Annotated in this window: 18 protein-coding genes and 1 tRNA gene; 13 read left to right on the top strand and 6 right to left on the bottom strand. The window is 64.2% G+C overall.

What is annotated here, in order from left to right; all coding sequences use genetic code 11:
- Positions 1-16: 16 nt before the first annotated feature.
- Positions 17-1,114, bottom strand: coding sequence for a nuclear transport factor 2 family protein (locus WNB94_RS15310; RefSeq protein ID WP_445819087.1), 1,098 nt, complete (start codon positions 1,112-1,114; stop codon positions 17-19).
- Positions 1,115-1,384: 270 nt separating this feature from the next.
- Between WNB94_RS15310 and cysS the strand changes: the two genes are divergently transcribed.
- The 7 genes from cysS to WNB94_RS15275 all read left to right on the top strand — a co-directional run bounded on the left by cysS (position 1,385) and on the right by WNB94_RS15275 (position 8,506).
- Entirely contained in the window at positions 1,385-2,767 is a 1,383-nt protein-coding gene (cysS, locus tag WNB94_RS15305; RefSeq protein ID WP_341391244.1) for a cysteine--tRNA ligase, read from the top strand.
- Between the two features lie 4 nt (positions 2,768-2,771).
- Positions 2,772-3,458, top strand: coding sequence for a DNA-3-methyladenine glycosylase family protein (locus WNB94_RS15300; RefSeq protein ID WP_341391243.1), 687 nt, complete (start codon positions 2,772-2,774; stop codon positions 3,456-3,458).
- A gap of 64 nt (positions 3,459-3,522) precedes the next feature.
- Positions 3,523-4,494 (top strand): acetyl-CoA carboxylase carboxyltransferase subunit alpha, encoded by a 972-nt coding sequence (locus WNB94_RS15295; RefSeq protein WP_341391242.1) that lies wholly within the window; start codon positions 3,523-3,525, stop codon positions 4,492-4,494.
- Entirely contained in the window at positions 4,494-5,888 is a 1,395-nt protein-coding gene (gene tilS / locus WNB94_RS15290) for a tRNA lysidine(34) synthetase TilS (protein WP_341391241.1), read from the top strand. The genes WNB94_RS15295 and tilS overlap by 1 nt, the downstream gene beginning before the upstream one ends.
- 96 nt (positions 5,889-5,984) lie before the next feature.
- Positions 5,985-7,241: an aspartate kinase gene (locus WNB94_RS15285; RefSeq protein WP_341391240.1), complete on the top strand. Its 1,257-nt coding sequence runs from the start codon at positions 5,985-5,987 to the stop codon at positions 7,239-7,241.
- A gap of 82 nt (positions 7,242-7,323) precedes the next feature.
- Positions 7,324-7,416, top strand: a tRNA-Ser gene (locus WNB94_RS15280).
- A gap of 79 nt (positions 7,417-7,495) precedes the next feature.
- Positions 7,496-8,506, top strand: coding sequence for a recombination-associated protein RdgC (locus WNB94_RS15275; protein WP_341391239.1), 1,011 nt, complete (start codon positions 7,496-7,498; stop codon positions 8,504-8,506).
- Here the strand turns inward: WNB94_RS15275 and WNB94_RS15270 are convergent.
- Both WNB94_RS15270 and WNB94_RS15265 read right to left on the bottom strand, forming a co-directional pair.
- Positions 8,418-9,173, bottom strand: a complete 756-nt coding sequence (locus WNB94_RS15270) for an alpha/beta fold hydrolase (RefSeq protein WP_341391238.1) — start codon at positions 9,171-9,173, stop codon at positions 8,418-8,420. The genes WNB94_RS15275 and WNB94_RS15270 overlap by 89 nt on opposite strands.
- Positions 9,170-10,252, bottom strand: coding sequence for a M14 family zinc carboxypeptidase (locus tag WNB94_RS15265; protein ID WP_445819086.1), 1,083 nt, complete (start codon positions 10,250-10,252; stop codon positions 9,170-9,172). The genes WNB94_RS15270 and WNB94_RS15265 overlap by 4 nt, the downstream gene beginning before the upstream one ends.
- Before the next feature lie 327 nt (positions 10,253-10,579).
- On the opposite strand from WNB94_RS15265, the gene WNB94_RS15260 reads away from it, so the two are divergent.
- Complete coding sequence (locus tag WNB94_RS15260; RefSeq protein ID WP_341391237.1) at positions 10,580-11,584, top strand: sulfate/molybdate ABC transporter ATP-binding protein; 1,005 nt, start codon at positions 10,580-10,582, stop codon at positions 11,582-11,584.
- Here WNB94_RS15260 and WNB94_RS15255 read toward each other — a convergent pair.
- A complete protein-coding gene (locus WNB94_RS15255; RefSeq protein ID WP_341391236.1) occupies positions 11,579-12,502 on the bottom strand; it encodes a CysB family HTH-type transcriptional regulator in 924 nt (307 codons plus the stop codon). The genes WNB94_RS15260 and WNB94_RS15255 overlap by 6 nt on opposite strands.
- A gap of 191 nt (positions 12,503-12,693) precedes the next feature.
- Between WNB94_RS15255 and WNB94_RS15250 the strand changes: the two genes are divergently transcribed.
- The 5 genes from WNB94_RS15250 to WNB94_RS15230 all read left to right on the top strand — a co-directional run bounded on the left by WNB94_RS15250 (position 12,694) and on the right by WNB94_RS15230 (position 19,343).
- On the top strand, positions 12,694-13,662 hold the full coding sequence (locus tag WNB94_RS15250; RefSeq protein ID WP_341391235.1) for an LD-carboxypeptidase: 969 nt from the start codon (positions 12,694-12,696) through the stop codon (positions 13,660-13,662).
- A 62-nt stretch (positions 13,663-13,724) separates the two neighbouring features.
- Entirely contained in the window at positions 13,725-15,587 is a 1,863-nt protein-coding gene (locus tag WNB94_RS15245; protein WP_445819092.1) for an extracellular solute-binding protein, read from the top strand.
- Positions 15,587-16,627 (top strand): microcin C ABC transporter permease YejB, encoded by a 1,041-nt coding sequence (locus WNB94_RS15240; protein WP_341391233.1) that lies wholly within the window; start codon positions 15,587-15,589, stop codon positions 16,625-16,627. The genes WNB94_RS15245 and WNB94_RS15240 overlap by 1 nt, the downstream gene beginning before the upstream one ends.
- 17 nt (positions 16,628-16,644) lie before the next feature.
- A complete protein-coding gene (locus tag WNB94_RS15235; protein WP_341391232.1) occupies positions 16,645-17,709 on the top strand; it encodes an ABC transporter permease in 1,065 nt (354 codons plus the stop codon).
- Positions 17,709-19,343, top strand: coding sequence for an ABC transporter ATP-binding protein (locus tag WNB94_RS15230; RefSeq protein ID WP_341391231.1), 1,635 nt, complete (start codon positions 17,709-17,711; stop codon positions 19,341-19,343). The genes WNB94_RS15235 and WNB94_RS15230 overlap by 1 nt, the downstream gene beginning before the upstream one ends.
- 12 nt (positions 19,344-19,355) lie before the next feature.
- On the opposite strand, the gene WNB94_RS15225 is transcribed toward WNB94_RS15230, so the two are convergent.
- Positions 19,356-19,643, bottom strand: a complete 288-nt coding sequence (locus WNB94_RS15225; RefSeq protein WP_341391230.1) for a DUF4404 family protein — start codon at positions 19,641-19,643, stop codon at positions 19,356-19,358.
- 13 nt (positions 19,644-19,656) lie between these two features.
- Positions 19,657-20,466 carry a glutathione S-transferase family protein gene (locus WNB94_RS15220; RefSeq protein WP_341391229.1) on the bottom strand — a complete coding sequence of 270 codons (810 nt, stop codon included), beginning with the start codon at positions 20,464-20,466 and terminating at the stop codon, positions 19,657-19,659.
- Between the last annotated feature and the right edge of the window lie 3 nt (positions 20,467-20,469).

The raw sequence follows: 20,469 nt of genomic DNA, 5'->3' as shown, positions 1-20,469 counted from the left end.
GTCATACCGCCAAACATCACGAGCCAGTGCTTTCCTTCTCGATCAACCACTTGCCACCAGAGCGGACCATGTCCAGCCGCTTGTTGCTGTTGATGTTCAGACTGTCGGCCCGGTACTCTTGACGGAAGCGCGCCACGGCCTTGTCGCCGTTGACCTCAACCCTGAGGTTGAGCACGCGCACGGTGATGCTGCTCTTGCCCACGATGCGCTGACGTCGCTCTTCTTCCCAGGCCTTGCGACTGCCCTTGCCACCGTTGAAGTTCTTGGTGTAGGCCGCGTAGTACCCCTTCATGTCCTGGCGGGCCCAGGCATCGGCCCAGGCGTTCACGGCCGCCTCGACCTTCTGTTCTTGCGCGTCATCCTTGACCGCCACGGGCGCCGGTGCCACAGGGGCAGGCACGGGGGTCGTCACTGCGGGTGCTGGCGTGGGCGCAGGCGCGGGTGCGGGTGCGGGTGCGGGTGCGGGTGCAGGGGCAGGTGCGGGGCGAGGTGCTGGCGCCGCAGCCGCCGGTGCGGGGGCCGGTGTAGCAGCAGGGGCTGGTGCGGGTGTGGCCGCTGCGGTGGCGATGCTGTTGCGCTCTTTGGGGAAGAGCTCCCGGATCATGGCCAGCTTGGGTGCCACGGCCGAGCGGGTGTCGATTTGCAGTGCCTTGGAATAAGCCTGGCTGGCCAGCTTGGCGTAGACGTCGCCCAGGTTTTCATACGCGGTGGCGTAGCTGGGGTTGGTGCGGATGGCCATTTCCAGCGCATTGCGCGCCTTGTCGTACTGGCCTTGCTGGGCATGCAGCACCGCCAGGTTGTTGAATGGCTCAGGCAGTTCGGGGAAGTCTTCGGTCAGTTTGGTGAAGACGTTGATGGCTTCTGCGGTGCGACCCGATTGCGACAGGCTGATGCCACGCAGGAAGCGCATCATCGGGTCGCGCGGCTTGGCGGTCAGGAACTGGTCAGCCTTTTGCAATGCTTCGGCATTGCGCCCCGCGGCCAGCAGTTTTTGGACGTCTGCGATGTCGTCGGCTCGAACGGCCACGGTCGTGAGAGACAGGGCGGCAACGGTCAGGCATTGCACGGCCAGACGGCTGAGGCGGGGGCGAATGGAAGGCACGACAGCTTGCATGTGAATGAGACCCGTGATGTTGGCGTTGGCTTGGTCGCCGGGAAGTACCAAGGCGTCAATGAGGCCGAATGACGGCAAACCCTGAGGATAGCAGGATGCGCGACCGTCCTGACGTGGTTGGTACCCTCGGCAGGGGCGCCCGGTATACTTCGCAGATTGTACTGAAGCCGCCTGATCGCTTAATGCGCCGCGTCATGGTCCGCTCATGAGGGCCACGCCGTTTTGTGTGTCGCAAGTCTTTTCCGGGGTGTCTGGCCCCGTCGTCCGTCCATGAGTTTGCGTGTTTTCAACAGCCTGACGCGTCAGGTTGAGCCTTTCGTGCCCCTGACGCCCGGACAGGTCCGGATGTATGTGTGCGGCATGACCATTTATGACCTGTGTCATGTGGGCCACGCCCGCATGATGATGGCCTTCGATGTGGTTCAACGCTGGTTGCGCACCAGTGGGTTTGCGGTCACCTATGTGCGCAACATCACCGACATCGATGACAAGATCATCCGCCGTGCCGTGGAGCGTGGCATCACCATCCGCGAACTCACCACCGAGATGGCGCAGGCCATGCACGAAGACATCGCGGCCCTGGGCATCGAGCCTCCCACGCACGAGCCACGTGCCACGGATTACGTGCCGCAGATGCTCGACCTGATCGGCAAGCTGGAGTCGCGGGGGCTGGCCTACCGCGCCTCCAATGGCGATGTCAATTACGCCGTGCGTCGATTTGAGGGGTATGGCAAGTTGTCCGGCAAGAGCCTTGATCAACTGCGCGCTGGCGAGCGGGTGGCGGTTGATGATGGCAAGCACGATCCAATGGATTTCGTGCTTTGGAAGGCCGCCAAACCCGAAGAGCCAGCCGATGCAAAGTACGGCTCGCCGTATGGCGACGGGCGCCCTGGCTGGCACATCGAGTGCTCCGCCATGAGCTGCAGCTTGCTGGGCGAGCACTTTGACATCCATGGGGGCGGGCTGGATCTTCAGTTTCCCCACCACGAAAACGAGATCGCGCAAAGCGAAGGTGCGAGTGGCAAGCCGTTCGTCAATTACTGGTTGCACAACGGCTTTGTCAACGTCGACAACGAAAAGATGTCGAAGTCGCTGGGCAACTTCTTCACCATCCGCGATGTGCTGCAGAAGTACGACGGTGAAACGATCCGCTTCTTCATGTTGCGTACGCACTACCGCAGCCCGTTCAATTACAGCGACGTGGGTCTGGACGACGCCAGGGCGGGCTTGCGCCGTCTGTACACGGCGCTGGACGCCGCGCCACAGACCCAGGGCGTGGAGGTGGACTGGTCAGATCCACATGCCGCCCGGTTCAAGGTCGCCATGGACGAGGACTTCAACACCCCGATCGCGCTGGCGGTGCTGTTTGACCTGGCCAACGAGTTGAACCGTTCCGGTTCTGCCGCAGTGGCTGGATTGCTGAAGGCCTTGGGTGGTGTGCTGGGCCTCTTGCAGCAGGGGCCTCAGCGGTACCTGCAAGGCGGTGCAGCCGCTGGTGTGGATGTGGCGGCCATCGAAGCGTTGATCGCTCAGCGTGCGCAAGCCAAGAAGGCCCGAGATTTTGCCTTGTCCGATCGCATCCGTGACGAGTTGGCCTCCATGGGCATCACGCTCAAGGACAGCCCTCAAGGCACGACCTGGGTGAAGGCCTGAGCACATGCCTGGCACCAAAACCGGCTCTGCATCATCTGCTGGCAAGCTCGTCACGCCACCGTACTGGGACGAGGCGTGCCGCCACCTGGCCAAGCGAGATCGGGTCATGCGCAAGCTCATGACCGACCACGGCAGCGCGCGGCTGTACAGCCGCGGAGACGCCTTCACCACATTGGCCCGGTCCATCGTGGGGCAGCAGATCTCCGTCAAGGCGGCTCAGGCGGTGTGGGAGCGTTTGCTGGTGCTGTTGGGCCAGGACCTGAGCGTGGCCCGTTCGCCAGTGGCGGCCGTGGAGTTGCTTCAGCAGCCGGTGGATGCCTTGCGACAGGTGGGATTGTCTGCCCGCAAGGTCGACTACCTGCACGATCTGGCGCGGCATTTCGATTCCGGGCAGGTGCATGTCACTCAGTGGCAAGACATGGACGATGAGGCCATCATTGACGAACTGGTGGCGATTCGGGGCATCGGTCGCTGGACGGCCGAGATGTTTTTGATTTTTCACCTGATGCGCCCCAATGTGTTGCCCCTGGACGATCTGGGGCTCATCAAGGGCATCAGCGTGAACTACTTCAGCGGTGAGCCGGTGTCGCGGGCCGAGGCGCGTGAGCTGGCCGAGGCCTGGTCGCCGTACCGCACCGTGGGCACCTGGTACCTGTGGCGCAGCCTTGACCCGGTGCCGGTGGAATACTGATACTGAGCCGATATTGAGCGGGGGTGGTGCATGGCACCTGGCCCCCAAAGAAAGGATGTTTGTCATGAGCAAACGGCATTTCCTGGAGTTCGAGCAGCCCATCGCCGAGCTTGAATCCAAGATCGAAGAGTTGCGCTACGTGCAAAGTGAGTCGGCCGTCGACATCTCGGAAGAGATCGAGCGGCTGAGCAAAAAGAGCCAGCAACTCACCAAAGACATTTATTCCAGCTTGACGCCGTGGCAGGTCACGCAGATTGCCCGCCATCCGCAGCGTCCGTACACGCTGGATTACGTCAACGAGTTGTTCACGGACTTCCAGGAGATGCATGGCGACCGCCACTTTGCCGATGACTTGTCCATCGTGGGCGGCTTGGCCCGCTTCAACGGACAGCCGTGCATGGTGCTGGGCCACCAAAAGGGGCGGGACACCAAAGAGCGGGCGGCGCGCAATTTCGGCATGTCACGTCCGGAGGGCTACCGCAAGGCCCTGCGGCTGATGCAAACGGCCGAAAAGTTTGGCCTGCCGGTGTTCACGTTCGTGGACACGCCTGGCGCCTACCCCGGCATCGGTGCTGAGGAGCGCAATCAATCCGAGGCCATCGGGCGCAACATCTTCGAGATGGCCAAGCTGGAAGTGCCCATCATCACCACCATCATTGGCGAAGGCGGATCGGGTGGCGCATTGGCCATCAGCGTGGCCGATCAGGTGTTGATGATGCAGTACTCGGTGTACTCGGTCATCTCGCCGGAGGGGTGTGCCTCCATCCTGTGGAAGACGGCCGACAAGGCCTCGGACGCCGCAGAAGCCCTGGGCATCACAGCGCATCGCCTCAAGGCCCTGGGGTTGGTGGACAAGATCGTCAGCGAGCCCGTGGGCGGGGCTCACCGTGATCACAAGCAGGCTTGCGCCAACCTCAAGCGCGCCTTGAACGACGCCTTGCGCCAGGTGAGTGACCTCAAGGTCAAGGATTTGCTGCAGACACGTTACGACCGCCTGCAAAGCTACGGTCGGTTCAACGACACCAAAGAGCATTGATGAGCGCGCCACTGCGGGTTGCGGTGGCGTGCAGCGGGGGCCGTGATTCCATGGCCTTGCTTCTGGCCACGGTGCGTGCGGCGCGTGCGCTCGGCGCGCCAGGCGTGGCCTCGCCCGGTGAAGCGGCGGCGACGATCGAGGTGTGGGCCTTGCATGTGCACCACGGCCTGAGTGATTGGGCCGATGACTGGGCGCAGCATGTCGAGCAGTCGTGTCGGGCGTGGGCCGCCCGTGGGTGGCCCGTGAGATCGATGGTTCGGCGGGTCACGGTGGAGGCGTCGTCGCCTCATGGCCTGGAGGCCGCAGCGCGACATGCCCGCTACGAGGCGCTGACCGAGATGGCCCATGGCTTGCACATTGATCTGGTGCTGCTGGGCCACCACCGACAAGATCAGGCCGAGACTGTTTTGCTGCAAGCCCTCAGGGGCGGCAGCCTGGCGGGCCTGGCGGCGATGCCGACACGACGGGATCGCGAGGGCATCGCCTGGGTGCGGCCGTGGTTGAACCAGCCCAGGTGCCGCATCGAGGTCTACGGCCGTCTGCATGGCTTGACCCACGTGGACGATGACAGCAACTCGGACCCTCGCTTTGCGCGCAACAGGCTGCGCACACAGGTGTGGCCCGCCTTGACGGCGGCGTTCCCGCAGGGTGAACAGGCGCTGGCTGACACGGCAGACCGCCTGGCGGATGCCCAGTCGGTGGTTCAGGCCTGGGCGTCTTCGGTGCTGCCTGCTGACGAGGGGGTGCCCTGGGCGTTGAGCGGCTGGCTGACATGGCCGGCAGCGCTGAGGCGGCAATCGCTGTTGCATTGGCTGGTGCGTGAGGCGGGTGTCAGTCCGACCACGGGCCAATTGCGCCGGCTGGTCGAAGAAATTCCTCAGTTGATGGCCTCGCGCACGGCGGGCCATTGGCCAGAGTTGAAGCTGCGCTTGTACCGTGGGGTGCTGAGTGTCGAGCGGACGGTGCATGAGGCCTGGCCACCGAATCCCATGGGCCACTGGCGTTGGGCTGAGCAGGGCATGACTGGGGCAGGGTGGTGGCGGTTTGCGCAGACCGCCGGTGTCTGGGAGGTGCAGGCCGTCGCGTCCGGGGGCGTTTCCTCCGAGATCCTGGCCGCGCTGAGGCCCAGGGCCCGTCAGGGCGGCGAGCGTTGGCAAGCCGCCCCTGGCCGTCCTGCCCGCAGCCTCAAGAAACAGTTTCAGGCGGCGGGTGTGCCGGCGTGGATGCGTGATGCCCCGTTGTTGTGGATGGGCGATGCGCTGGTGCTGGTGCCAGGCTTGGGGGTGGACGCCCGCTGGCTGGCCCCGCCAGGGCAGGCGCAATGGCAGGTGATGTGGCGTGCGCTCGCCCCGGAAATGCACGACACGAGCCCAGGTCAGTCTGACAACGCGTGATGTCGACTGGCGCGCCGGGGTGCCGACGGGCTAGAATGGCAGGTTTGGCGGCGCGCGTTTTGTTTGTGCGCGCCGCAGTTTATCCACACATCCGACATGGCACTGATCGTTCATAAATACGGCGGCACGTCGATGGGCTCGACCGAGCGCATCCGCAACGTGGCCAAGCGCGTGGCCAAGTGGGTGCGGGCGGGTCATCAGATCGTGGTCGTGCCCTCGGCCATGAGCGGTGAGACCAACCGCCTGCTGGGCCTGGCCAAAGAACTCTCCGAGCGGCCCAATCCCCGAGAGCTTGACATGATTGCCTCCACGGGCGAGCAGGTGTCGGTGGGGCTGCTGTCCATTGCATTGCAGGCCGAAGGCATGGAGGCCGTCAGCTATGCCGGCTGGCAGGTGCCCATCAAGACGAATTCCGCATTCTCCAAGGCCCGCATCGAAAGCATTGACGATGTCCGTGTGCGCGCCGATCTGGCCGCGGGCAAGGTGGTCATCATCACCGGATTCCAGGGCGTGGATCCTGACGGTCACATCACCACGCTGGGCCGTGGCGGCTCGGACACCTCGGCCGTTGCCGTGGCGGCTGCGCTGAAGGCCGACGAGTGCCTGATCTACACGGACGTCGACGGCATCTACACCACCGATCCCCGCGTGGTGCCCGAGGCACGACGCATGAAGTCGATCAGCTTTGAAGAGATGCTGGAGATGGCGTCGCTGGGCTCCAAAGTGCTGCAGATCCGTTCGGTGGAGTTTGCAGGCAAGTACCGCGTGCCCACCCGCGTGCTCTCCAGCTTCACGCCCTGGGACATCGACCTGGATGAAGAGGCCAAGTCCGGCACCCTGATCAGTTTTGAGGAAGACGAACACATGGAACAAGCCGTTGTTTCCGGCATCGCGTTCAGCCGCGAAGAAGCCAAGATCACTGTGGTTGGCGTGCCTGACACGCCCGGCATTGCCTATCAGATTCTGGGCAAGGTGGCCGACGCCAACATCGATGTGGACGTGATCATTCAGAACGTTTCGCACGATGGCAAGACCGATTTCTCGTTCACGGTGCCGCGTGGTGATTACGCCAAGACCATGGAGTTGCTGCAGACACAGGTGCAACCGGCTCTGGGTGCCCGTGAAATCGTGGGCGACCCCAAGATCTGCAAGGTGTCGATCGTGGGCATCGGCATGCGCAGCCATGTGGGCATCGCCTCGACGATGTTCAAGACCTTGTCTGACGAGGGCATCAACATCCAGATGATCACGACCTCCGAGATCAAGACGTCTGTCGTGATCGACGAAAAGTACATGGAGCTGGCGGTGCGCGCTCTGCACAAGGCCTTCGGTCTTGACGAGGCCAAGGCCTGAGTTTTCAGACAGTTTTGGGGGCGTTGTTTTGAGTACAACGCCCGGCAATGAGCGCAAACTGGGCTAGAATGCGAAGATTGCTGGAGACGTGACCGAGAGGCCGAAGGTGCTCCCCTGCTAAGGGAGTATGTGGGCAAAACCTGCATCAAGGGTTCGAATCCCTTCGTCTCCGCCAAGACCAGAGCGCCCCTGATTCGTCAGGGGCGTTTTCTTTTGTGGCCGTGCATTCAAAGGCCGCTGGCTGAAGGATCGTTGTGTTCAAGAACCTGACCGTCTACCGTGTGGGGGCCGACAGTGCTCCCGATCTGTCGGCCGTGGAAGAGGCCTTGTCTCGTGGGCGTTTCGTGGCCTGCGGCGCCACGCAGCCAAAGTCCATGGGCTGGGTGGAGCCGCGTGGCGAGGCCCATGCGCCCCTGGTTGAGTCGATCGATGGGCAGTGGGTGATGCGCCTGCAAACCGAGCAGCGGGTGGTGCCCGGTGCGGTGGTCAAGCGTCGCGTGGACGAAATGGCCCGCGAGATCGAGCAGACCACGGGACGCAAGCCGGGCAAGAAGCTGGGCAAAGAGCTCAAAGAGCAAGCCCTGCTGGAACTGCTGCCCCGCGCCTTCACCAAGCAGTCTGGCACCTGGGTGTGGTGGTCACCGCGTGAGCGCTTGCTGATGCTGGACACCGGCAGTCAGGCCCGGGCCGATGAGGTGGTCACGCTGCTCATCAAGCAGATCGATGGCCTGTCCCTGTCGCTGCTGCACACCGAGATGTCGCCTGCGGTGGCCATGGCCCACTGGCTGGGCACGGGCGAGGCCCCGCAGGGCTTCACGGTGGACCGCGAGTGCGAGCTGAAAGCGCCTGACGCGATGAAGTCGGTGGTGCGTTATGCCAGGCATCCGCTGGACATCGATGAGGTGCGTCAGCACATCACGGCGGGCAAGGTGCCCACGCGCCTGTCGCTGACCTGGCGCGACCGGTGCTCGTTCACGCTCACCGAGTCCATGCAGCTCAAGAAGGTGGCGTTGCTGGATGTGGTGTTTGAAAGCACGGGCCAGCAGGCCGATGCACAGGGTTTCGATGCGGATGTGGCGATCGCCACCGGCGAGCTGATCGAGCTGATTCCTGATCTGGTAGATGCCCTGGGTGGTGAGCAGCCCATGGGGCTGTCGGCGGCCGAGGCCCTGCCGGTCAAGCGCGAGGCATCCACTCCGTCACTTGCTGGATCACCCACTCAGGGTCATCCAACGGAAGATCATGCCCCGCCGTGGGATGCCTGAGCAGCGGGCATTGCCAGGCGTGAGCCAGTCGGCTTGAGCAGTCGGGGTGCACCAGTTGGTCGCCCTGACCGTTGAGCAGCAGCAGCGGCACGGGCGGCGGCGCAGCGGGTGCGCGGTAGCCGATGGCCGCCCTCAGTTGAGCCAGGGCATTGCGGGTGCTCACCGGGTGTTGTGTGCGCAGGCGCACCCACTCGTGCAGCACGGCATCGGGCTGGACGGCCTGGCGGCTGGTCATGCGCAGGATGGCGCGCTCCCAGACGGCGGGATCAGGTTGCGTGATCAGCAGCCGAAGGATGCGGGGATATTGGCGCGGCCGCAGGCGTTGCCAGAACGGGCTGAAGGGACGCAGGCTGGTGTTGATGAGCACGGCGCTGCGCAACTCTTGCGGGTGGGTGTGCGCCCAATGTGCGGCCACCATGGCGCCCAATGACATGGCCAGCACCCTGAAGGGGCCGCTGGATGGGGGCAGTTGGGCGCGCAGATCGTCCAGCAGGTCGCTGACGGTGTCGGGGCTGCGTTCTGTGTGGCGTTGGCCATTGCCGGCCATGTCGGGGGTGAGCACCACGCTCCCGGGTGGAAGGGCCGCCTGCAGTTGCGCAGGAAAGCGGCCCCAGTGACCTTGTCCACGCGTCAATCCACGCAGCAGCACCCAGGTGTCTTGGTTCATGGGCTCGGTCCTCCGTGCGTGCCAGTGTGAGTGTGCGTGCGCGTGCCTGCGCGGGGTGCCTCGGCATACCAGCGTGCAATGGCCTGTCGTTGGTGCAGGGCGCGCTCGCTTTCGGCGGGCAGCCAGCGTGCATGGCTGGCGGCTGCCCGCGCCATGAAGTCCAGCAAGCCCAGGTGCCGACGCAGCACCCGTTGCTGTCGGTGTGCGATCAATGGGTTGAAGATGCCGTGCCGGCTGAACAACTGACGCGGGTTTTTCTTGACCCACAGCCATGATCCCATCTCCAGGGTCAGCGGCAACAGCCAGCGGCCTGGGTGCTGGGCCTGGGCCTGCAGACACAGGTGATCCCACAGGTCGCCGTGGGTCAGGTACTGCGCGCTTTGAGGCTCGAAAATGTAGGGGTGGTGCGCATGCGTTTGCTGAAAGATGCGGTGCAGGGCATGCAAGGCCCATAACTGCGCCATGGGCTCGCGCGTGTGGGCGTATGGAAACCACAGCCGATCCTGGATGCCGAAACCCGAGTGGCAGTCGATGGCGATGGTCAGCGGTCGCTGCAAGACGTCCTGGGCCAGGAGTTCGCACAGGGCCTGGCTTTCTGGCTGCATTGCCTCACCGGCAGGCCCACGGTACCAGGGCAAGGTGGCGCTGATGCGTTGCCCGCCCACCAGCCACGGGGGGGGCTCCAGGGCGTCCACCGGGGCATTGCGCATCAGATCCACCCCCTGTGGATTGGCCCGGGTGCCCAGCAGCAGCCCGCCTGGATTGAGCACCGGCACGAACACCATGCGCACGCGCTTGAGGAGGTCATGCAGGGCTTCATCCCACTTGAGGCGCTGAACCACCTGCGCCAGGTAGGCCAGCACCACCTGGGCGCCGATGCGTTCAAGACCATGCACACCGCCCACGAACACCACGGCAGGCGCCGCCGGGTCCGGCTGGCCCAGCAGCAGGGCATCAACCTGCAACAGGTGTCCCTTGACCACCATGGAGCACAGCGTTCGTGCATCCACGTGCTGCGCGCCCATCTCGGTCAGGCGTTGTAGTTCTTCCAGCTCGGGCAGGGGTGTGGGGGTGTGCAAGCGACAGGCCAGCCATCATGACAATCAACCAGTGTCCGATGCCTGGATGACAAATTGACGACAGCGGCCCGGCTCGGGCTTACCTCTGGCCTGTCGGAGTTCGCTGTCATGGTCTTGTCATCAGCGCGCTGAATCATCCCGGTATCCGGATCGGGGCGCACAGCCTGGGAGGTGTCGATGAAAGCAAAGCGACGAGGTAAGCGGTGGGCCTCCTGGATGGCCCTGGGTCTGGCGTGCGTGGTGGGGGTGCTCGAGTGCGTGGCGCTGCTGAAGGCCCGTGCGGCGCGCCATTCCTGAAGATCGGCGAACGGTGTTTTAATCGATGCCATGAGCATCGATGTCAAGCATCTGGTCAAGCGGTTCGGTTCGGTCACGGTTTGCGATGGCTTGAACCTGCACGTGCCCTCTGGTGAACTGGTGGCCTTGCTGGGGCCGTCTGGGTCAGGCAAGACCAGTTTGCTGCGCGTGATGGCGGGCTTGGAGCAGCCCGACGCCGGCTCGGTTTTTTTGCATGGCGAGGACGCCACCCACGTGCCTGTCCGCGATCGGCGGGTGGGCTTCGTGTTTCAGCACTACGCGCTGTTTGGCCACATGTCGGTGTTTGACAATGTGGCGTTCGGGCTCAGGATGCGTCCCAAGGCTGCTCGGCCTGACGAAGGTCTGATCAGGGAGCGGGTGCATCAGCTGCTGCAGCTGGTGCAGCTGGACGGTACCCAAAACCGGTATCCCCACCAGCTGTCTGGTGGGCAGCGCCAGCGGATTGCGCTGGCCCGGGCTCTGGCGATCGAGCCCAGGGTGTTGTTGCTGGATGAGCCGTTTGGTGCCCTGGATGCCAAAGTGCGCAAAGAACTGCGCCGCTGGTTGCGTCAACTGCATGACGAGATGCGATTGACCACGGTCTTCGTCACGCACGATCAGGATGAGGCCATGGAAGTTGCCGACCGCATCATCGTGATGAACCGTGGGCGCATCGAGCAGGAAGGTTTGCCCGAGGACGTCTATGACCAACCTGCCAGCGCTTTTGTGGTCGAGTTTCTCGGGGATGTGAACCGGCTGGATGGCTCGCCAGTTCGCTATGTGAGGCCTCATGACATCGACGTGCATGCGCAGCCTGTGCCGGGTGCACTGCCTGCGGTGCTGCAGCACGTCATGTCCACCGGCGGCACCTCACGACTCACGTTTCGGTGCATCGATGGCGATGAGCCGGTCGATGTGGACCTGCCCCGCGCGGCGTATCGCGCCTGGCGTGACCAGGGGTGGTTGACGGTGGGGCACACGGTTTACCTGCAGCCGCGCCAGGTGCGTCAATTCGAGCCCGCCGCGACCTCATGAGCGCCCCATCGCCTCTTGCACCACCGGCTTCGTCAAGGGCGGTGCAAAGGCTTCGATGAAAGCGTACACATAGCTGCGCAAGAACCGTCCCCTCTTGAACGCCAGGCGGGTGGTGTTGACGGCAAACAGGTGCCCGGCATCGATGGCACGAAGATGCTGATCGCGCTGGTCGTCATAAGCGATGGACGCCACGATGCCCACGCCCAGCCCCAAGTCCACATAGGTCTTGATCACGTCGGCATCCATGGCGCTCAGCACGATGGATGGACTCAGTCCCGCATGCTCGAACGCGCTGTCGATGTGCGAGCGGCCGGTGTAGCCGGCATCGTAGGTGATCAGTGGGTAGCGGCTCAGTCGCTCCAATGTCAGGGCCTGCCCGTCGGTCAGCGGGTGATCGGGGCGCACCACCACGCTGTGCGTCCAGCGGTAGCAAGGCAGTGTCACCAGCTCGTCGTACTGGGTGAGGGCTTCGGTGGCGATGCCGATGTCGGCCTCACCCGTCAAGAGCATCTCGGCCACCTGCCGCGGAGAGCCTTGATGCAGGTTCAGCGTGACCGCCGGATAAAGTTGCCGGAAATCACGCACCGCCGATGGCAACGCATAGCGTGCTTGCGAGTGTGTTGCGGCCACCGACAGGGGGCCTGCATGGGTGGAGGCAAAGTCGCAGGAGGCGCGCCGCAGGTTGTCCTGATCCTGAAGCATGCGTTCGATGAGGGGCAGCACATGTTCACCGGGTTCCGTCAGCCCCAGCAGCCGCTTGCCTGAGCGGATGAACAGCGCCACGCCCAGCTCATCTTCAAGCTCTCTGATTTGGCGGCTGACGCCTGGCTGAGACGTGTGCAATGCCTGCGCGACGTCGGTCAGGTTGAACCCCTGACGAACGGCTTCGCGCACAGAGCGGAGTTGTTGAAAATTCATGGTGCGACGGGGTGGTGAGGTGCAGGCATTCTTTCCATGCTCTTATATAAGAAAAACAGATATTTTGTTTTATTGTTAATTGAAAAGTTGATAAGGAATGCGGGGGCATGCACAACACCGTGCACCAGCGCGGCTGCCCATGGCACCGCAGCCCGTAGACTCAGGTGCTGCGCGTTTTTGTCGAGGTATTTGTGCACCCATCTGAATGTTCTGATCACGCCCACCCGTTGGGGTCGGTGCTGGTGTACAGCCCGGCGGGCGTCGTGCCACAGGCGGCCTCGGCACGTCGTGCCGTCAAGCGCCTCAAGGCCATGGGGTTTGAGGCCGCACTCGATGAGTCGGCGCTGGCGCGTCACCAGCGTTTCGCCGGCGATGACGACATGCGTCTGAGCACGGTCCATCGGGTGGCCACCCTGGCGCCCGACGTGGCGCTGGCCACTCGCGGTGGATATGGGTTGACCCGTTTGCTGGACCGCATCGACTGGTCGCTCGTGGCCCGCAGCGTTGAGCAGGGCACCGCCTGGGTGGGTTACAGCGATCTCACGGCCTTTCACCTGGCGGCCATGGCGCACAAGGCCGCGGGCCCGAGCAGGGTGGGGCATGGCGTGACCGCCGGGCTGTGGGCCGGGCCAATGGCCTGTGGTGATTTTGGCGATGCCAGCCAGCCAGACGGTGGTGATGACGTCACCCAGGCTTGTTTTGCCGAGGCCGTCACCGGCTTGCTGGAGGCCACAGGCTTTCGCACCGAGGCCGGTTTTGACGGTCTGGACGTGCAAGGCACCCTGTGGGGCGGCAACCTGAGTGTGCTGGTGTCCTTGCTGGGCACGCCGCACTTTCCCAAGGTCAAGGGCGGTGTTTTGTTTCTGGAGGATGTCAACGAGCACCCTTACCGTGTCGAGCGTTGCCTGCTGCAGTTGCAACAAGCGGGCGTGCTGGATGCCCAAAAGGCGGTGCTGCTGGGCCAGTTCACGGGCTACCGCAAGTCGCCGCTGGACCGCGGCTACACCCTCAAGTGCATGGTGGCCCATGTGCGGCAGCACACACGCGCGCCCATCCTCACCGGGCTGCCCTTTGGCCACGTGCCGGTGAAAGTGACCTTGCCCGTGGGTCGCAAAGTGCATGTGGTGGTCGAGGGGCGTGACGCTTTGGTGCTCTGGTAGGCTAGTTGAGCAGGATTTCAGTGCGACACCTTGGAGGAACGGGTTTGATCATCGGCAGGCAGGTGGTGAAGCAGTCAGCGCGGTCAGCGCATTCACAGGGCCGACACGGCTGGGCATGGGCCCTGGCCGGGCTGGTGCTGGGCCTGTGCCTGGCCTTGGTGCCTCGGTGGTCGGTGGCGGCCCACGCCTATTCGCAGTTTGGCGACATCAAGTACCCCGCAGACTTCAGCCACTTTGACTACGTCAATCCCCAGGCCCCCAAGGGCGGCACCATGGCCCTGGTGGCCCCGTTGATCGCCAACAGCTTTGACAAGTACAACCCGTTCACCCTCAAGGGCACGTCGCCACCCGGCCTGGAGGCGCTGGTGTTCGAGACCCTGCTGGTGGGCACCATGGACGAGCCCGCCACCGCTTACGGCCTGCTGGCCGAGGATGTGAGCGTGGCACCCGATGGCCTGAGCGTGACCTTCAGGCTCAACCCCCGGGCGCGTTTCCACAATGGCGACCCGGTGCTGGCCAAGGATGTGAAGCACTCGTTTGACGTGCTGACCAGCAAGGCCGTGTCGCCGCAGTACCCGGCGTATTTTTCGGGCGTCAAGCGCCTGGTCGTGACTGGCGAACGCACCGTGCGCTTCGAATTCCATCAGAAGGATGCGGAGCTTCCCCTCATCGTGGGCGGCCTGCCGGTGTTCAGCCACCGATGGGGCATGGTCAATGGCCAGGCCAAGCCCTTCGATCAGATCATCACCGAGCATCCCATTGCGTCGGGGCCATACCGAATCGGGCGCGTGGTCAACAACCGCGACATCACCTACCAGCGCGACCCCAATTACTGGGGCAAAGATCTGAACGTGCGCAAGGGCTTGTTCAACTTTGACCGCATCACCTACCGGATGTACACCGACAACGTGTCGGCGTTCGAAGGCTTCAAGGCTGGTGAGTTCGATTTCATCCAGTCCTACATCGCCAAAGACTGGGTGCGCCAGTACAAGGGGCGCAAGTTCGATTCGGGCGAGCTGGTCAAGCAAACCTTGCCCCACGGCAACCCGGCCAACTTCCAGGGCTTCATTTTCAACACCCGGCTGGACAAGTTCAAAGACCCGCGCGTGCGTCAGGCCATCGGCATGGCCATGGACTACGAATGGATGAACCGGCAGCTGTTCTACAACATCTACACCCGGCTCAACAGCTACTTCACCAACACCGAATATGAAGCCAAGGGCCTGCCGGGCGAGGATGAGCTGGCGCTGCTGAACCCGCTGCGTGCGCGCCTGCCCGCGGCGGTGTTCACCCAGCCGGTGCCCCAGCCGGCCAACACCGCGCCGCCCAACTCCTTGCGCGGCAACCTGCGCCAGGCCCGCGATCTGCTGGCCCAGGCGGGTTGGCGCTTGCGCGAAGGCAAGCTGGTCAATGACCGCGGACAGCCGCTCACCATCGAGTTTCTGGACAACTCGCCCAGCATGGGGCGCGTGGTGGCGCCCATGATCCGCAACCTGCAGAAGCTGGGCATCCAGGCCAGCTACCGGGTGGTGGACTATGCCGTGTACGAAAAGCGCATGAAGCGCTTTGAGTTCGAGGCCGTCAGCCTGGCCCTGCCGGCACGGCTCATCCCCGGGGCCGAGTTGCGCCAGTTTTATCACTCGTCCATGGCCCAGGTTGAGGGTTCGTCCAACCTGATGGGCGTGTCCGACCCGGCGGTCGATGCCTTGCTGGACCGCATCGCCAGTGTGCAATCGCGGGCCGAACTCGCCGTGCTGACCCGCGCGCTGGACCGCGTGCTGCGCCACGGGCATTACACGATCTTCCACTGGTACTCCAACACCTACCGGGTGGCGTACCGGGGAGGGCGCTTCGGCATGCCCGAGGCGCCGCCCAGTTATTACCGGCCCGACGTCTGGGCCATGGCCACCTGGTGGAGCCGCTGATGTGGGCCTACATCCTCAAACGTCTATTGCTGATGGTGCCCACCTTGTTGGGGGTGCTGTTGCTCACTTTCACCGTGATCCAGTTCGTGCCGGGCGGGCCGGTGGAGCAGGTGCTGTCACAACTGAACGCGCGCACCACCGGCGGCGAGAAGGCTGGTCCGGCCTCTGACTATCGTGGGCGTCAGGGGGTGGACCCAGCCCAGGTGGAAGAGCTCAAGAAGTTGTACGGCTTTGACAAGCCTGCGCATGTGCGGTTCGTGGACATGGTGGTGTCGTACGCCACCTTCGACCTGGGGCGCAGCTTTGTGCATCACAAGGATGTGTGGACGCTGATCAAGGAAAAGCTGCCCGTCTCCATCAGCTTGGGGCTGTGGACCTTCTTTCTGAGCTACCTGGTGTCGGTGCCGCTGGGCATCGCCAAGGCGGTGCGGGCAGGCTCACGCTTTGACATGACGACCAGCCTGCTCGTGCTGGCGGGCTATGCCATCCCAGGATTCGTCTTGGGCGTGGCCTTGCTGGTGCTGTTTGGGGGCGGCTCGTTCCTGCAGTGGTTCCCGCTGCGCGGGCTCACCTCAGCCAACTGGGAAGAACTCAGCCTGTGGGGCAAGGTGGTGGATTACCTCTGGCACATCACATTGCCGGTCACGGCCAGCGTGCTGGGCAGTTTTGCCGTGGTCACCATGCTCACCAAAAACGCGTTTCTGGACGAGATCCGCAAGCAGTACGTGCTCACCGCCCGCGCCAAAGGCCTGGCCGAGCGCCGCGTGTTGTGGAAGCACGTGTTCCGCAACGCCCTCATCCCCCTGGTGACCGGCTTCCCGGCGGCCTTCATTGGTGCCTTCTTTGCGGGCTCGCTGCTGATCGAAACCCTGTTCACCCTGGATGGCCTGGGCCTGTTGGGGTACGAGTCGGTCATTCGGCGTGACTACCCCGTGGTCATGGGCACCTTGTACCTGTTCACCCTGATCGGCTTGTTCACCAAGCTCATCAGTGATCTTTGTTATGTGTGGGTCGACCCCCGTGTGAAGCTGGACGGTTGAGCATGAGCAGCGCCACGATGCCTACCCCTTCCACTTCTGTGGCCCCGGCCGTGCCCTTGGGCCTGTCGCCATCCCGGCGCGCCTGGCTGCGGTTCAAACAAAACCGCCTGGGTTACTGGAGCATGGTGCTGTTTGTGACGCTGGTGGTGCTCAGCCTGGTGGCCGAGCTGATCTCCAACGACAAGCCCCTGCTGGCGCGTTACCAGGGCCAGTGGTTTGTGCCCGTGGTGCAAGACCTGCCCGAAACCACCTTCGGCGGTGATTTCGAAACCTCTACCGACTACCTCGACCCCTTCATCCTGGAGCAGTTCCAGCAACCCGGCAACTGGGCGCTGTACCCGCTGAACCGATCGCACCACAGCACCATCAACTACTTTGCGTCCTCGCCCAACCCGGCGCCGCCATCGGCCGAGAATTGGCTGGGCACTGACGACCGAGGCCGTGATGTGTTCGCGCGCCTGCTGTATGGCTTTCGCGTGTCGGTGCTGTTTGGCCTGGCGCTGACGGCGATTGGCGTGCTGCTGGGTGTGGTGGTGGGGGCCATCCAGGGCTTTTATGGCGGGCGCACCGACCTCTTGATGCAGCGCGGCATCGAGATCTGGGGCTCCATGCCCGAGCTGTACCTGCTCATCATCTTCTCGGCGGTGTTTTCGCCCAGCCTGGGCCTGCTGCTGCTCTTGCTCAGCCTGTTCGGCTGGATCAGCCTGTCGGATTACGTGCGCGCCGAGTTCTTGCGCAACCGCCAGCTGGATTACGTGCGTGCCGCCCGTGCCATGGGCCTGAGCAACTGGCAGGTCATCCGCCGCCACATCCTGCCCAACAGCATGACGCCCGTGGTCACCTTCCTGCCGTTCCGCATGAGCGCGGCCATTCTGGCGCTCACCTCGCTCGACTTTCTGGGCCTGGGCGTGCCGCTGGGCACCCCCAGCCTGGGCGAATTGCTGGAGCAGGGCAAGAACAACCTCGACGCCTGGTGGATTTCGCTGTCCACCTTCGCGGTGCTGGTGAGCACCTTGCTGTTGTTGACCTTCATGGGCGATGCCCTGCGCGATGCGCTGGACCCCCGCAAGGAGCAGATGTGATGAGTGGCCCCGTGCCTTTGCTCGATGTGCGTGGCCTGCAGGTGGGCTTTGCCGGCAAGCCCGTGGTGCATGGGCTGGACCTGCAGATCGCCCCGGGCGAAAAACTGGCCCTGGTGGGAGAGTCGGGTTCGGGCAAGAGCATCACGGCGCTCAGCCTGCTGCGCTTGCTGCCCCAGGCCCAGGTGAGCGGCCAGGCCTGGCTCAACACGCCCGAAGGGCGGCGCGACCTCTTGGCCCTGGACGAGCCCAGCCTGCGCGAGGTGCGCGGCCGCGACGTGGCCGTCATCTTTCAGGAGCCCATGACGGCGCTGAACCCGCTGTACACGATTGGCGACCAGATCGCCGAAGTGATCGAGCTGCACCAGCTCACCACCCGCAAGGAAGCCTGGCGCCGTGCGGTGGAGTTGCTGGCCACCACCGGCATCCCGGAGCCGGCGCGCCGGGCCCAGGCCTATCCCCACCAGTTGTCGGGTGGGCAGCGTCAGCGGGCCATGATCGCCATGGCACTGGCCTGTCAGCCCAAGCTCTTGCTGGCCGACGAGCCCACCACCGCGCTGGATGTGACCCTGCGCGGCCAGATCCTCGATCTGCTGGCCGATTTGCAGCGTCAACATGGCATGGCGGTGCTCATGATCACGCACGACCTGCACCTGGTGCGCCACTTTGCTGACCGCGTGGCCGTGATGGAGCGCGGCGTGCTGGTGGAAACCGGCCCGGTGCAAACCGTGTTTACCACCCCTGAGCACCCCTACACCCGCAAGCTGCTGGACAGCCGCCCATTGCGCGACACCGCTTACCAGCCCCCCGCCAATGCGGTCGTGCAGGTGCAAGGGCAGGGCGTGGACGTGGGCTACAAGGTGCCCCGCCCCGGTGTGGCGGGTTGGTTCCGCTCCGGCCGGTTCGATGCGGTGCGCGGCGTCAACTTCCAGCTCAAGGCCGGTCACACGCTGGCCGTGATCGGTGAATCAGGCTCTGGCAAATCCACACTGGCGCTGGCCGCGCTGGGTTTGCAGCCCGCCGAAGGGGGGCTGACCGTCATGGGCCAGGCCTGGCAGCACCAGCCCCGGCGCGACAAACCTTTGCGGCGGCAGGTGCAGGTGGTGTTTCAGGACCCGTTCTCGTCACTCTCACCCCGCATGACGGTGGAAGAGCTGGTGGGCGAGGGGCTGCTCATTCACCACCCGGAGGTGGATGCGGCGCAACGTCGCGCACGCGTGGAGGCCATGCTGGCCGAGGTGGGTCTGACCGAGGCCCAGTTTCCTCGCCTGTTGTCGCGCTACCCGCACGAGTTCTCGGGTGGCCAGCGCCAGCGTCTGGCCATGGCGCGGGCGCTGATCGTCGAGCCGCAGGTGCTGGTGCTGGACGAGCCCACCAGCGCCCTGGACGTGACCATCCAGAAACAGATCCTGGCCCTGTTGCAGCGCTTCCAGCGCGAGCGGGGCCTGAGCTACCTGCTCATCACCCACGATGTGGAGGTGGTGGCGGCCATGGCCCACGACGTGATCGTGATGAAGGCGGGCCAGGTGGTCGAGCACGGGCCGGTGCAGCAGGTGCTCACGCAGCCGCAGCACGCCTACACCCGCACCCTGGTGGCAGCCAGCCTGGCCGATCTTGGCCAGGCCTTGGCTCAGTGAGCGCGGACCAACTCAGATCCCCATCTTGCCCAGGCGGTCCATCAGATCGCGCAGCGTGCCCACCAACACGGGATGATCCGCCTCCAGGCGGGCTTCCAGCGTTTGCGCCAGCACGGTGATGTCATCCTGTTCGCCAGGGCCTTGAGGGTCGTTGGCTGCCGCACCCGATTGCGCCAGCACCCGCTGGATGTCGGCATCCAGCGCTTGCAGAGCCTCACGGGTGGCGGCATCCACCTGGGGGCGGGCAGCCAGTTCGGTGTGCAGTGTCTGCAGCAGGGCTTTCATCTCGTCCTGGTTCATGTCATGGTCTCCTTCAAGACCCATTCTGCCTGTTCTGCGGCACCTGGAGCGCGCCACCCCGCATGGGACCACGATGTTGTGCATACATGTGCAACACCCAGGCGATGGCCGGGCGGTCCGCCCATTCCTGCAGGGCCATGCGCATGCCCTCGCGGTACGCCGGATCACCATAGACCGGGTGTTGGTCCGGGCAGGCCAGCGGTGCCAGCAGCGATGCGGCGGTGATGTCGGCCACGGTCAGGCTTTCGCCCACCAGGTGGATGCGACCGTTGGACAATTGCCGCTCCAGCCAATCCAGCGTCTCGGCGATGCGTTGCCTGGCCAGCGCCACGCGCCGCGGCTTGATCTGCAGCTTTTGCCTGAACACCCACCGCATGATCGGATACGACGTGCGGATGAAGGCGGCCTGCAGCGGGCTGGCATGGTCGGTCCACAATTTGAGGATGTGCTCGTCGGCCACCCCAAAGGCGCCTGCATAAAGCAGCCGCGCCACATCTTTGCCGATGGCATCGATTCGGCGCTCCACATCGCGCAGCAAGGTATCGAACTCCGAGGGCATCACGGCCAGCGGGCCATGGTGGGCCTGCAACCAGCGCAGGATGCGGGGGCTGTCCTGAACCGACTCGCCATCGCCTTGAATGATGGGCAAGGTGGTCTGGCCGCGCCCCCCCATGCGCAGGGCCGGTGCGATGTGGAAGGCCGGGCTCAGGCAGACTTCTCGGTAAGCGATGTGGCTCACGTCCAGCGTCCAGCGGATCTTTTCGCTGTAGTGAGACATGGCAAAGGTATAGAGCGTCAGGGTTGGCATGGCATGGGCGCGCATGGC

The organism is Aquabacterium sp. A3 (genome assembly GCF_038069945.1).
GTDB lineage: Bacteria > Pseudomonadota > Gammaproteobacteria > Burkholderiales > Burkholderiaceae_C > Aquabacterium.
Note: the sequence above shows the minus strand (reverse complement) of the source record. Positions and strands in the feature narration are given on the sequence as shown.